The 13,628-nt window shown below is 43.6% G+C and carries 9 protein-coding genes; 3 read left to right on the top strand and 6 right to left on the bottom strand.

Going from position 1 to position 13,628, the window contains the following annotated elements:
- The first annotated feature begins 1 nt into the window (after window position 1).
- Together ACHZCY_RS14405 and ACHZCY_RS14400 are read left to right on the top strand one after the other, a co-directional pair.
- A complete protein-coding gene (locus ACHZCY_RS14405) occupies window positions 2–3,103 on the top strand; it encodes an efflux RND transporter permease subunit (protein ID WP_319549377.1) in 3,102 nt (1,033 codons plus the stop codon).
- A gap of 234 nt (window positions 3,104–3,337) precedes the next feature.
- Window positions 3,338–4,330: a GNAT family N-acetyltransferase gene (locus tag ACHZCY_RS14400; protein WP_319549376.1), complete on the top strand. Its 993-nt coding sequence runs from the start codon at window positions 3,338–3,340 to the stop codon at window positions 4,328–4,330.
- Between the two features lie 38 nt (window positions 4,331–4,368).
- On the opposite strand, the gene ACHZCY_RS14395 is transcribed toward ACHZCY_RS14400, so the two are convergent.
- The 4 genes from ACHZCY_RS14395 to ACHZCY_RS14380 are packed head-to-tail and all read right to left on the bottom strand — an operon-like array spanning window position 4,369 to window position 8,079.
- Window positions 4,369–5,235: an isocitrate lyase/PEP mutase family protein gene (locus ACHZCY_RS14395; protein ID WP_319549375.1), complete on the bottom strand. Its 867-nt coding sequence runs from the start codon at window positions 5,233–5,235 to the stop codon at window positions 4,369–4,371.
- A gap of 12 nt (window positions 5,236–5,247) precedes the next feature.
- Window positions 5,248–6,519, bottom strand: a complete 1,272-nt coding sequence (locus tag ACHZCY_RS14390; RefSeq protein ID WP_319549374.1) for a TRAP transporter large permease — start codon at window positions 6,517–6,519, stop codon at window positions 5,248–5,250.
- Between the two features lie 12 nt (window positions 6,520–6,531).
- Entirely contained in the window at window positions 6,532–7,035 is a 504-nt protein-coding gene (locus ACHZCY_RS14385; protein WP_205224549.1) for a TRAP transporter small permease, read from the bottom strand.
- Window positions 7,036–7,092: 57 nt separating this feature from the next.
- Window positions 7,093–8,079, bottom strand: coding sequence for a TRAP transporter substrate-binding protein (locus tag ACHZCY_RS14380; protein ID WP_319549373.1), 987 nt, complete (start codon window positions 8,077–8,079; stop codon window positions 7,093–7,095).
- 657 nt (window positions 8,080–8,736) lie between these two features.
- Between ACHZCY_RS14380 and ACHZCY_RS14375 the strand changes: the two genes are divergently transcribed.
- Window positions 8,737–10,359 (top strand): L,D-transpeptidase family protein, encoded by a 1,623-nt coding sequence (locus tag ACHZCY_RS14375; protein WP_319549372.1) that lies wholly within the window; start codon window positions 8,737–8,739, stop codon window positions 10,357–10,359.
- A gap of 49 nt (window positions 10,360–10,408) precedes the next feature.
- Here the strand turns inward: ACHZCY_RS14375 and ACHZCY_RS14370 are convergent, their stop codons facing one another.
- Both ACHZCY_RS14370 and ACHZCY_RS14365 read right to left on the bottom strand, forming a co-directional pair.
- Entirely contained in the window at window positions 10,409–11,422 is a 1,014-nt protein-coding gene (locus ACHZCY_RS14370; RefSeq protein WP_319549371.1) for a DUF21 domain-containing protein, read from the bottom strand.
- A 327-nt stretch (window positions 11,423–11,749) separates the two neighbouring features.
- Window positions 11,750–13,564 (bottom strand): SLC13 family permease, encoded by a 1,815-nt coding sequence (locus ACHZCY_RS14365; RefSeq protein ID WP_319550221.1) that lies wholly within the window; start codon window positions 13,562–13,564, stop codon window positions 11,750–11,752.
- Between the last annotated feature and the right edge of the window lie 64 nt (window positions 13,565–13,628).

Genomic DNA, 13,628 nt, shown 5'->3' with positions numbered 1-13,628 from the left:
TATGCTTTTGTCTGACATCTCCGTTAAGCGCCCTGTTTTTGCCAGCGTACTTTCATTGCTTCTGATTACCTTTGGGATTGTTTCTTATATCAGACTGTCACTGCGGGAGTATCCTGACATTGATCCACCTGTGGTAACCGTGGAGGTAGAGTATCCGGGGGCCCCTGCCAATATTGTTGAAACCCGTGTCACAGAAATTATCGAAGAACGGATCGCGGGTATTGAAGGGATCGAGTTTATCGAATCTTCTTCTGAAGACGGTGAGTCCAACGTCACCATCGAATTCTCCATTGATCGCGATATCGACGCAGCTGCCAACGATGTAAGAGATCGTATCTCCGGGATTGCCGACAATCTACCTGATGAGGCGGAACCCGCGGAAGTACAGAAGGTGGACAGCAACGATGATGTTATTATCTGGCAGAATCTTGCCGGTGACGCGATGAGCGTGCCGGACCTGACAGATTATGCTGAGCGTTACCTCGTCGATCAGTATTCCACACTTGATGGCGTTGCTCGTGTGAGGGTAGGCGGTGGATTAAATTATGCGATACGTGTCTGGCTGGACCGCCAGGAACTCGCAGCCCGTAATTTGAGTGTCTCCGATATAGAGCGTGCACTACGATCCGAGAATGTTGAACTACCTGCGGGTTCACTGGAATCAGATCAACGCCTGTTCAAGGCACGTGTTGACCGCAGCTTTAAAACTCCAGCCGCTTTTAATCGCCTGGTTATCGGTGAAGGAGAAGACGGCTATCTCATCCGTTTGGCAGATGTTGCCCGGGTTGAACTTGGCGTTGTTGAAGATCGTAACATCTTTCGCGGCAACGAAGTTCCCATGGTTGGAATTGGTGTTATTAAACAGTCCACGGCCAATACAATTGATGTGGCCAATGCAGTAATCGCTCTGACCGAAAAGGTGAACAAAAATCTACCCGATGGTATGCACATCTACCAGAGTTACAACTCTGCAGTGTTCATTGAGTCCTCAATCAGGGAAGTCTTTACCAGTCTTTTTATCGCGGTTGGTTGTGTAGTTCTCGTCATTTATCTGTTTTTGGGAAAAATACGTGCAATGTTAATCCCAGCCGTTACGGTGCCGGTTTCCCTCATTGCCACTTTTATCATCATGTATGTCCTTGGCTTCTCGGTGAATCTACTGACCTTGCTGGCACTTGTTCTCGCCATTGGCATGGTCGTTGATGACGCGATTGTGATGCTGGAAAATATTGTACGCCGAATGCAGGAATATAACGAGTCCCCGCTTATGGCTGCGTATAATGGTGCACGTCAGGTTGGTTTTGCCGTCATTTCAACGACACTGGTGCTGATGGCAGTGTTCATTCCTATAACATTTCTAGAGGGTGATCTGGGAAGGCTTTTTACGGAATTTGCCTTAACAATAGCAGCTGCTGTGGGTTTTTCTTCCTTTGTCGCGCTGTCACTTTGTCCAATGCTTGCCTCAAAGTTATTGAAGGAAGAGGAAAAGAAATCAAATATAATCGTGAGAATAGTCGATGGTGCAGTTCGTTCCTCCAAGGCCCTTTATTTCTCAGTTTTAACAAGAGCCATGCGGGCGCCGCTGATTACTCTAACCGCGTTCCTGATTGTCATTGGCTCTTTATATGGCATGTACAGGCAAATCCCATCAGAATTTGTCCCAAAAGAAGATCGGGGAGCCTTCTTTATAGCAGTGACAGGGCCTGAAGGTGCAAGTTTTGCCTACATGGAAGAGTATATGAATGAGATCGAACAACGCATGATGAAATATGTTGAGGCTGGTGAAATCAATCGTGTGCTCATTCGAGCTCCCAGGGGATTTGGTACAATCGAAAATTTCAATGGAGGGTTTGTGATTGCGATTCTCAATGATTGGAGCAAACGCAGGTCCGCTTTTGAAATTATGGCAGAAATCAGGCAAAATATGTCAGACCTGCCGGGAGTCCGTGCATTTCCAATAATGCGTCAGGGATTAGGAGGAGGAACTGGAAAACCTGTTCAGTTTGTTCTCAGTGGTCCTACTTATGAAACCCTGGCTAAGTGGCGGGATATCATTATCCAAAAAGTAAACGAGGATAACCCGGGTATAATAGGATTGGAAAGCGATTATAAAGAGACACGCCCGCAGATTGACTTTGTTGTCGATTATGAACGTACTGCCGATCTTGGTGTAACTGTCTCAGAAATAGGGACCACTCTTGAGACTATGATGGGAGGCAAAAATGTCACGACGTTTTTGAGTGATGGCGAAGAATATGATGTCATCGTGGAAGGAGAGCGTGAGCAACAAAAGTCCTTTAGTGATGTGAATAATATATATGTCCGTTCAGATAGAACAGACCAACTGGTGCCAATTTCCAATATTGTTGAAATCAAGGAGTATGGTGCTGCCCAGACGCTTTCCCGCTATAATCGTATCCGCTCCATTACCCTGGAAGCCAACCTGGCTGACGGTTATGCGCTAGGCGAAGCTCTGGACCACCTTGAAAAGATTGTGCGTGAATACCTGCCATCTGAAGCCATCATTGACTATAAAGGGCAAAGCAGAGATTTTATACGTTCCGGTAACTCCATGATATTTGTTTTCCTGCTGGGGCTGTCTGTTGTGTTCCTCGTGCTGGCGGCACAATTTGAGAGCTGGATACATCCCCTGGTAATCATGCTGACCGTTCCACTTGCCATGGTAGGGGGACTTTTTGGCTTATGGTTTACAGGCGGTTCGATGAATATTTATTCGCAAATCGGACTCATTATGCTCGTTGGCCTGGCGGCAAAGAATGGTATTTTGATTGTAGAGTTTGCTAATCAGCTTCGCGATGAGGGCATGCGTTTCGATAGTGCTATCATGGAAGCAGCGGATAAACGTTTTCGACCAATTGTGATGACAGGTCTAACAACGGTGGCCGGAGCCTTGCCACTCGTATTGGCCAGTGGGGCCGGAGCAGAAACACGTATTACGATAGGTGTCGTTATACTTGCCGGAGTCTCGGTCGCAACATTTTTCACCATGCTCATCGTACCGGTTGCCTATAGCGTAATCGCCCGTAAAACAGGCTCACCAAACGATATAGCCAAGGAAATTGGCAAGCAAACAACCCAATAAATGCACCAGACGGAAAAAGTAACCCTAGGAGCCTGCCTACGAGGGAATGAATAATCGTCCGAAGAGATAAATTACCGAAGGGAGACTCCATGGGGTACCTGTGAGTGCAGTTACCCCTTTGATATCTGATTTACTTTTATTGTATGGTTTCAAAGTTAATTCTTTTTTCAAAAATACCAAAATATTTATGAAACATCTGGGCTAGTACCAGCACTGATTGAATGGAAGATAGCAATGCCACGATTATATCTCGATGAATATCACCAAGCCTTAACAGGCAAACATATTTGTATTGCCTGCCGGGAAGGTATCTTGCGGGATAATTTTTCCCACATTGTGGCGGATATTAAGTTTCTTGTTCGGCATGGTATCCGAACAACGCTCTACCACAACATGGCCAATCGGTTTGCCAATCAAAAACATTTCCGTTTACTTGCCGATCGTCTTCCTGAAACAACCATTAAACGAGTTACACCGGAAGTGGACTTTTATACCCATGTCCTGGACAGAGAACAGTCTGTTTTCAAGCTTATTTTTCTGGAACGAAAATACCTTTGCGACCGAAAAGGACACCGGATTAACACACTCACAACCCAGGCAACGCTGCAACAAAATGACGAAATTTACACCAATATCAACATAGCAGGCGTTCTGAAACAGATATGCAGCCGCATCATTGATGGTGCGTACAATCGTGTCCACATCCTTCCTGCGCGTAAAAACACGATCAAGCATGAACTGTTCACCGTGGAAGGCACCGGCACCCTGATTGCCAACAACTTCGAGGAAAAGTTTATCCCTGCAGTCACCGATAACGACGTGGAGATGTTAGTTGGTATCCTGGGACTCTATGCAAAAAAAGGATTTCTGAAACCACGAAACAAACAGTATCTCTTTGAACACAGACAACGTTTCCGCCTTACAATGATAGATGGGATTGCTGTTGGCTGTGTGGAGCAAATAGAAATTGATCCCAGCACAGTTGAACTCGGCGCTTTAGCAATATCTACCCGGTTTCGGAATCAGCGTGTAGGCGTGTTTACGGTTACCGCCTTTGAGGATGAGGCAAAAAAGAAGGGATTTAAACGAATTATTTCACTTACCAACAATCCCAGGCTGCACTCGCTCTACATGCAGCTTGGCTTCAAACAAAGGGAGTTGCCGGAGTATGCGGCAAGACAGGCCGCCTCTCCGGGTGTAGCGCTGTTTTGTAAAGACATTATTTAAAAAGTAGTAGTTCGGGACGGAGGTTAACGGCCGGCATATTAGCGACGCGAGGCTGAATAGCGCTCCTCTTCCTTATAATAATCATCAAACCCGACGATTTTTCTGACCTTATCAAAAGCCATTATTGCCGATGGCTGCGTGCCCTTTTGCAGAGCTTGTAAGGATTGCTCAATGGCCTGCATGGCAGCAGAAATCAGCGTTAATGGATAAGCAGCAATTTTAAACCCTATTGCATGCAACTCTTCAGGTGATAAAACCGGTGTTTTTCCACCATCAATAATATTAGCCATTTGAACGCCGGGAACCTCCTTGCAGATGGTCTTCATCTCATCAACGCTTTCCGGAGCTTCAATAAAAATAATATCAGCTCCCAGTTCAGCATATTTTTGCCCCCGTACTATTGCCTCATCCAGACCATGGACAGCCCGCGCATCGGTTCGCGACATAATAAGAATATCTTGCCCCTCATTTCTCGCATCAACCGCTGCAGCAACCCTTTCAAAAGCTTCACCTTGCTCAACAACAAGCTTTCCCTTGGTGTGCCCACAACGTTTGGGCGACACCTGATCTTCAATCATCACCGAGGCAAATCCCACTTGAGCATAGCCCTTTACGGTGCGGTACACATTCATGGCATTACCATATCCGGTATCTCCATCGCCTATAACGGGGATGGATACTGCACTACAGATATTTTTGCCCTGATCAAGCATTTCTCCATAAGAAATGAGCCCAGTATCCGGCAAGCCTAGGCGAGCAGCAGCAACTGAAAATCCAGACATAAAGGTAAGCGCAAAGCCCGCCTGCTGAATCATTTTCGCAGTTAACCCATCATAACAACAGGGCATAATGTGGCACTGATCCTTGGCAAGCAGTTCTCGTAATTGTTGAGCTGGAGAAGTCATAATCATCTACAATTAAAGGTTGTACGGAATATACGTTGCCAGTCCAGGAAAAAACCAAAGCAACACCACGGTGCCCAGCAAGATAAGAATAAACGGCCAAACACCCTTTATCACCTCTCCCAGCGGAACCCTTGCCACAGCCTGGATTACAAAGAGATTGAGACCAACAGGTGGCGTGATAAGAGCACACTCAATCATAACGACAAACAAAACCCCAAACCAGATTGGATCAATCATCAACGGCTCTAACGATGGATATAGCACCGGCATCATAATCAGTAACATGGAGAGTGATTCTAAAAAGAACCCCATCACCAACAAAACAGCACAGACAATCAGCACAAAAAATCCGGGTTGTGCTATGTTCATCGCAATGGCAGATGAAATCTCCTGCGGGATCTGATAGAGCGTGATGGCTTTACCAAAAAGTTTTGCTCCGGCAATAATCAGAAAGATGGTCACTGTGGTTACCATTGAAGTGCGAACAGCTTCCTTCAATTTGGTCCAGTTCATTCGTCCCATTACATAAACAATAATAAGGGCAACGGCAAAACCAATTCCAGCAGATTCGGTAGGAGTAAACCAGCCGGCATAAATACCACCGACCACTATCGCAGCCAGTAATACAGTTGGAAAAGCCAGCAATGTAGCATCTTTTCGTTCTTTCCATGTCGCTTTTGCAACGGGTTGATACCCTTTGCCAAACTTGGCGTAGACAAAACAAAAGAGGATAAAACAAAATGCTAAAAATATCCCCGGCCCGATTCCCGCCAAAAAGAGGCCAACAATTGATTCTTCGGTGATCACCCCATACACAATCATTGGGATCGAAGGAGGAATGAGAATGCCTAACGTTCCACCAGCAGCCATCAAACCAAGCACAAATGGTTTGTGATACCCCCTCTCTGTCATTTCAGTGATGGCTACGGTTCCAATGGTTGCGGCTGTAGCAATTGAAGATCCTGAAATTGCAGAAAAAAGAGCGCAGCTTATAATTGTGGCCACACCAAGCCCACCCGGCCAATGACCAACCCAGCTTTGCACAGCCCTGAACAGATCTGTCCCAACTCCACCTTTGAGCAAAACATTGGACATCAAAAGAAAAAGGGGTACAGCAAGAAGAATAAAGCTATCCATACTGCTAAAAAGCGACAAAGGAACCATGGAAAGAGTGAAGCCCTTCATCACAAGCAGCAGCAATCCCAAGCCCCCTAAAGTAAAAGCAACCGGCACTCGCAAAAGAAGCAATATGACCAGTGATGCAAGTATAAGTATCGAAGTCATTACTACTTCCTCTTAAATTTTATGTTCAGCGCTAGCGGTAACTTCACCGCCTTTGGCAAGCTTGATCATTTCAACAACTGCCTGGGCCAAGAGAAGACCGAACCCAACCGGCACGGCACTTTCAGTAATCCATTTCGGCACGCCAAGCATGGAGGAAGTTTTTCGCCCCATATCAATGGACTCGAGAACGACCTCGGCACCATAATACGTGGCTACCGCAGAAAAGATAGCAATGATGGTAAGAGCAAAAAATTCCAATATTTTCAGTTTTGCCGGTGATAACGAGCCTGTGAATAACTCAACGGTTATCAACTCTCTGCTTTTTAGAATATGGGCACTTGCAAGATATATTGCCCACACCAGACAGAATCTGGCGGTCTCATCAACCCAGATGGTTGGTGAGTTAAACACTTTTCTCATAACGACTTCAAAAGTGACCATAACTCCAATCACAAACAGCATCCACGCTGAGAAGGAAGCAGCAACCTTTGTTATTGTATCAATTATCTTTATCACCACGTCACCATCAAAATGATCCGGGCCGTTACAACCCGGATCGTTTCTTTCAAAATCTTATAACTGTTGTGCTTCAGCCACTATCTGCTTACCAAGCTCTCCAGCTCTTTGTTCAAATCTCTCAACAACAGGCTTGGTCGCTGCACGCCACTCAGCTCTTTCTGCGTCGTTTAAGTCAACTACTTCGATTTTATCCTGTACGAAATCCAGACATTCCTGTTCAATGGTACCCATTTTATCACGAAGCTCTTTTTCTACACGCAAACCAGCTTTGCTGATAACAGCTCGTTCTTGATCAGTGAGCCCTTGCCAGACCTTTTCATTGATAATAACGATAAACTCAATATCAGCATCATAGGTAAGCGTCATGTAATCCATAACTTCATACAGTTTTCTGGATTTCACTGCGGTAATACCTGTCATCCCCGCATCAACAGTCCCGCGCTGATAGGCAAGAAACTGTTTTGAACCAGACATCATGGTAGGAGCGCCACCAACGGTAGTAACTGTATCGCCGAGGGTTTTTCCAAAGACACGAACCTTCTTGCCCTTCATATCGGCAGGAGTTTTTATCACATTCTTTTTGGAAAGGATAATTGAGCTACCGTATGCCTGCCACCACAGTACACGGGTGCCTGTGCCCAAAATAGCATCATCAAGTGCTTTTCTGATGTTAGACCCGGCAGCGGTTGCTTTTTGCACTTTTTCAGGGCTATCAAACATAAATGGAACATAAAAAATATCTACGGCAGGAATAGTACCTGCAAATCTGGTAAGTGATGCAACCCCCATCTCGATTGCGCCGGAAGCTACTGCCTGCGGCACTTCTTTATCTTTGTATAATTGAGCAGATGGATAGATTTCGATTTTCAAGGAACCGTTACTTGCTTTCTCCACCTCTTGTTTAAAATCCAATAAATTTTGCCCAAGATGATGTTTTAACGGTAACTGCAAACTAATTCGCAGTGTTTTCTCAGCATATGCTGCTGTTGTTAAAGCCAACATCACTACAACAGAAACGAACAGTAAACCAATTTTCCTCATACTCTCTCCTCCATTTATTGTTTAAGAACTTCGGAAAGGAAAATACGCAAAAGAGCGGTGTTACCCTTCCCGCATATCATGAACTTCCAGAGCGAGACCAAAGACACTCTACTCAAGACAGCACCATCGTTGACACTCCCGACTTAGCTGCAATCATCATCAGGAATGTTCATACAATTTTCCTGAAAATAGGTAAACCTATTACTCAGAAACAAAGCAAATAACTCTTTCAAACAAAGGCTACCGAGTGAGGTACCGGATGGTCCGTTATATTTTAAAAATAAAAGCCACGAAATGCTCGAAGGAAAAAGTATCTTACAGAATAAGAAAGCCACTTTACGAAATTTCCGGATTCTAAAACTATTCTGATTACCCATGAAACTCAGCCATTTTTTGGACTCGGGAGACAGATCAGAGTCTTCGCTTACCTGAATTTCTCAGTGCTGAGGTAGGAGACTTCGATCTGTCTCCCGGGTTTAAAGAGAAATAAAACCAGTCCCCTGCCTGTCTGTTTCGGTAGATAATTGGCTGAGTTTTGTACGTAATCAGATTTTATGTTGATTCAAGCTACAGGGGACTTGGTAATCAAGGGAGCAAGCTTTTTTTATATAGTACAAGTGTTAGTTGGGTAGTAGGCTCCACACACATCGAAGCTGCATGACAGATTTGAGCGCTTCAACAAACAACATCAACATACTACTTGCTTTCCCCATGCTAATAAGACAAATTATTCTCTTTTTATTGTTGTTCCCAGCAGTTTCTCAAGCACAATTACCGAGTGACTTCAAAACACTTGCAGAAAGGATCAAGTCTGGAGAAGTCAAAATGGTGTCTGGATGCCTCCTACAAAGCCCACGACACACAGCTGAGTACTATTTGTCGAGTAAAAAAGGATTGTTATGGACTAATGGGGGCGCTCTGGCAAAAGCTTTTCCCGAACTATTAAAAGCTATACTTCAATCTGAAAAACACGGGTTAAATCCTGAGCGCTATCACCTTACAAAATTATCCAACCCTCAAGCACTCTCAAATAACGATCTTGACCTATTGGCAACGGATGCTTTTTTCAGCCAGGCTATTCATCGGTCATCAGGAGCAGTTTTCACTCAAAAACTCGATCCCGATTGGCACCTGATTCCTCTTCAAAAAAATCCTACTGAGGTATTAAATCAATTATCGAATTCTGGAAATGGCGTACTCTCTACCCTAGATGCTCTTTGGCCACATCACCCTGAATACATGGCTCTTTTAGCAGAAAGAAATCGTATTGTTGGGTTAGGTAAAAATATTGCAGTGCAGATCCCCCCAGGACCTGTGCTGAAACCTGGAGTATCAAATGAGCGCGTAACCCTCTTAAAAACAAGATTATTGGGACCAGGTGAACATTCAAATGGATATGATGATTCGCTAAGGATAGCGGTGGTATCCTTTCAGGAGGCGGCAGGTCTGGAGGCAGATGGCATTGTCGGTCAAGCCACTCTAGATATGTTGAACGCGACACCTGCCTCTTTTATAGACAAAATAGACGCCAACCTTGAACGCTGGCGCTGGTTGCCCCACGAATTGCCACCTGTTATGTTAAGGGTAAATATTGCAGCCTTTCAATTGCGGGCAATCCAGAATAATGAAAATGCTTTTTCAATGAAAGTTGTGGTTGGAAAGCCTTATCGAAACACGCCTGTTTTCACCGAAACTTTAAAATATATGGAGATTAATCCGTATTGGAATGTACCTCACAAGCTGGCAACAGCTGATAAGTTACCAATGTTAAAAACAAATCCGTCTGATTTAGAAAAACAAGGCTTTGAGGTTCAAATACCGCCATCTGACAAGTATGTGCCGCTATCCAGGGTAGATTGGAGCAAAGTCAGTCGCCGGAGTTTTAATTATCAGTTGCGTCAAAAACCAGGTGTTCATAATGCATTAGGACAAATAAAGTTCATGTTTCCCAATAAATTTTCTATTTACCTACACGACACTAACGATAAAAAATTATTCAATAAGCAGGAACGAAGTTTCAGTTCAGGCTGTATTCGTTTATCCGAACCAATCAAGTTAGCCCAGTGGTTGCTTGGTAATGAAAGCCGAATGGAAGAAGCTGGAAATATAGATGCAATGATTGAGAAAGGAAAAACTGTAAGAATTCATTTAAATCGACCTGTTCCAGTATATATAGTGTATTTCACTGCCTTTTTGGATGACACAGGAAATATTTCTTTCAGAAAAGATTTGTACCTCAGAGATAAAGCCATAATAACAGAACTTAGAAAGGCTGATTGATTGTGAGTGGACACATTTTTTCTTAATCAATCTATATATTTTCAGCAATTTATACGCTTATACGTGCAATTCCTCGAAGAAGCCTTCCAAGAATATCAGAACCTGTGATTACTTTTTTCTTTTCACTCCATAAAAGGATCACGTCTTCATCTATGACATCATCATCTTTCCTTTGAGGCTTTACTTTCAACTTAGTAATTACCTCTTCAAGAGGGGTAAGTGGATTATACACAATGATTGGTTTATGGCAGTAACGAATTGGATTTAATGAATAATCAGAAAACAATACCTCTCTCAAAAAAATATCTACATCTAAGGCGTAGTATGGTTTATCCGATTCATCTGTTACGATTACCCACTTTTTGCCTGACTTTTGAACTAATCTTAGAAATGGATCAGCAGAATCATTCGTAAAAACTGGAAATATTGGTTTATCATTTTCAAATGGTAGCGAAATAATACTTAGCGGATCAACCACCTCACCTTCTTCGATGATTGAGATATCATCAATACTGAGAAAATTTAGCGCGCCAACCCCCTCGAACTTGTCAATTTCGCTGGAATTATTTTTTAGGTGCAGTCCAATCATTTTTTTAAGTGCTTGCTCTTTGTACAATTCCATTCCTTCATGACCAAGCCATCTATCAAGGAGCAAAGCCGTTGGCTTTGCAAAAGGATAGAGCACTATTTGGTATAGTTTAAGCAAAGGCAGTAAAACCGATGCAGTTTTCAAAGCATGCCTTGAAAAATATGCTTGTGGCACTATCTCACCAAAAACAGTGATAAATACGGTCGAAAAAAGAAACGCAGCAAACCCAAAAAGAACGTGATTGGAAAGTAACGTGAGTAAAACATTTATTCCTACATTGCCCCACAGGATTGTTGTGAGGAGGAAATTACTGTCATTGCGCATCTCCAGCACTTTGGCAGCAGCTTTATTATTTTGACCTTTCTCAACCTCAAGTCGTAACCTTGAGATACTAAAGAACGCAAGGTTGAGACCTGAAAACATGGCCGATTGGGAAATACAAAAGAAAATACCCAGCCAGGTTAGCATGTTCATATCAAGACGCTCGCAAAGGGGAGTAAATAATTACAGAATTGAACAAACATGATCAATTTACATACTTGATCATTGAGCATTTCGGGTACTCAAGTAGAGAATGAGGTAGTCACATATTCCGCTTAACAAAGAACCAAAAATAATTCCGACCTTGGTGTAATCCTGCAGTTCAGGACGCACATAAGAAAGGCCAGACACAAAAAGAGACCTTTGTTGCAGGCCATTTGCGGTAGCTTACTATCGGAGTATACGCTTACCTACTGCGTGTCCTGCGCCTTGATCTGCGAAAAACTTCACTGATGAGAAATCCGGGCTATGCCAGATGGCCTAAATGTAAATTACCCAAGCAAGCAATACAGCGATTACCATCGAAATAAATAGCAATGGCACGCCCACTTTGACATAATCACTCAAGCTATACCCTCCAGGTTCTCGTACAACCATATTTACCGGTGACCCTACAGGTGAGACAAATGCAGCAGAGCAGGCAATAGCAACAACCATCGCACAGGCTTGAGGCGACACACTCAACTTGAGCCCTATGTCTACCGCAATTGGTGCAACAAGAACGGCTGTAGGTGTGTTCGAAACAAAAAGACCAGTAATGACAGTTATAAGAAAAATTCCGGCCAGCACTAACAAAGGGCTGCTATCTCCAAAAACCTGGAGCATAAAATTTGAAATATATGCGGATATGCCCGTTTTCTGAAGAGCTAATGTCAATGGCAATATACCGGCAATAAGGAAAACTGTCTGCCAATCTATTACTTTGTAATATGTATTCATATTAACACAGCGAGCAAGCACCAATGCAGCAGCAGCACCCAGTATAGCAACAACATTTGGAATGATGTTGAACACCATCAAGACAACCATAGCCACGAGGATACCCATTGCAATGGTAGCCTTTTTCCCCGCTGGAATGACTTCATGATGATCTTGAGGTAAAGTCAATAACAGATATTGATCCCGGTAATTCTTAAGCTTCAGAATGTCTTCCCAGGCCCCGCTAACAAGCAACACATCACCAAATTGCAATGCAACATCAGTGATATTCTCCGTAATTGTCTCTCCTTTTCTTCTTACTCCCAGCACCATGCAGTGAAAAAGAGACTGGAACAACGTGTCTTTTACTGTTTTTCCAATCAGTGTTGAATCGGGAGTAAGCATAACTTCAGCCGCTCCAATAACCTGGAAAAAAAGTTTCCGGCTTACAGGATCAATCGGCGAAGTTTTTTTCTTGAGCTTAAATTTTTCCAATAAGGTATTTATCCGTTGCTCCCGGGCAACGACTGCCAAGATATCTCCTGTTTTTATAACGGTTTCAGGCCTGACCGCTTTCACTACTTTTCTACCGTTTTCGACCGTTTGGATCCCTATTAATTTAACATGATATTCTTTGCGTAACTGTAAACGCGCAATCGCCCGATCAACCATCTCTGACTCCGGCGTGACGGACAGCAGATAAATATCCTGTTCCATTTGGTAATATTGAATAAGGTCACTAATAGATCTCCCTACTTGCTTTCGCGGGAGACTTTTTCGTTTATCTAATAATTCCCGACCTATAAATACTACAAACAAAAGAGAAGCTGCCAAAATTAAAATCCCAAAAGGGGTGAAGCTGAAAAAAGAGAGTTTTTCCTGTCCGTATGCACTGAGTGCATTATTGACCACAATATTAGGAGAAGTTGCGATCAAGGTCATCATGCCACTTACTAGCGCTCCTACGGCCAAAGGCATCAGGAGACGCCGATGATTCAGGTTTGCTTTATGCGCCACGGCCATAGCAACGGGAACAAAAATGGCAACAGTTGCAGTGGAACTCATAAAAGATCCGACAAAACAAGCTGACACCATCAACAGAACCATGAGTTTTGTTTCGCTCGCCCCCCCATTCTCTATAATTCTTTCTCCTAACCGCTGAGCAATTCCCGTGTAGACAATAGCCTCACTGATGATGAACATTGAGGTAATAATGATGACTACAGGATTTGAAAAACCGGACAATGCCTCGGGTACTGTTAACACTCCACTTGCCATAAGGATAAGGATGACCAAAATGGCAACTTGATCACCTTTGATGTAATTGGTTACAAGCAGAAACGCCGCAATCGCAAAAGTTACCAGGGTGACAATCATATCTGGACTAAGCATCAACCAAGACCTATTAAAAAGTAATTTGAAAAAATACCGGGAACAACCT

The sequence above is a fragment of the Desulfogranum marinum genome (assembly GCF_963675105.2).
GTDB lineage: Bacteria > Desulfobacterota > Desulfobulbia > Desulfobulbales > Desulfobulbaceae > Desulfogranum > Desulfogranum marinum.
Note: the sequence above shows the minus strand (reverse complement) of the source record. Positions and strands in the feature narration are given on the sequence as shown.

Excerpts from the sequence above, each read along its gene's own strand:
- ACHZCY_RS14405 (WP_319549377.1), top strand. The coding sequence starts at position 2 with ATGCTTTTGTCTGACATCTCCGTTAAGCGCCCTGTTTTTGCCAGCGTA.
- ACHZCY_RS14400 (WP_319549376.1), top strand. The coding sequence starts at position 3,338 with ATGCCACGATTATATCTCGATGAATATCACCAAGCCTTAACAGGCAAA.
- ACHZCY_RS14395 (WP_319549375.1), bottom strand. The coding sequence starts at position 5,235 with ATGACTTCTCCAGCTCAACAATTACGAGAACTGCTTGCCAAGGATCAG.
- ACHZCY_RS14390 (WP_319549374.1), bottom strand. The coding sequence starts at position 6,519 with ATGACTTCGATACTTATACTTGCATCACTGGTCATATTGCTTCTTTTG.
- ACHZCY_RS14380 (WP_319549373.1), bottom strand. The coding sequence starts at position 8,079 with ATGAGGAAAATTGGTTTACTGTTCGTTTCTGTTGTAGTGATGTTGGCT.
- ACHZCY_RS14375 (WP_319549372.1), top strand. The coding sequence starts at position 8,737 with ATGACAGATTTGAGCGCTTCAACAAACAACATCAACATACTACTTGCT.
- ACHZCY_RS14370 (WP_319549371.1), bottom strand. The coding sequence starts at position 11,422 with ATGAACATGCTAACCTGGCTGGGTATTTTCTTTTGTATTTCCCAATCG.
- ACHZCY_RS14365 (WP_319550221.1), bottom strand. The coding sequence starts at position 13,564 with ATGATTGTCACCCTGGTAACTTTTGCGATTGCGGCGTTTCTGCTTGTA.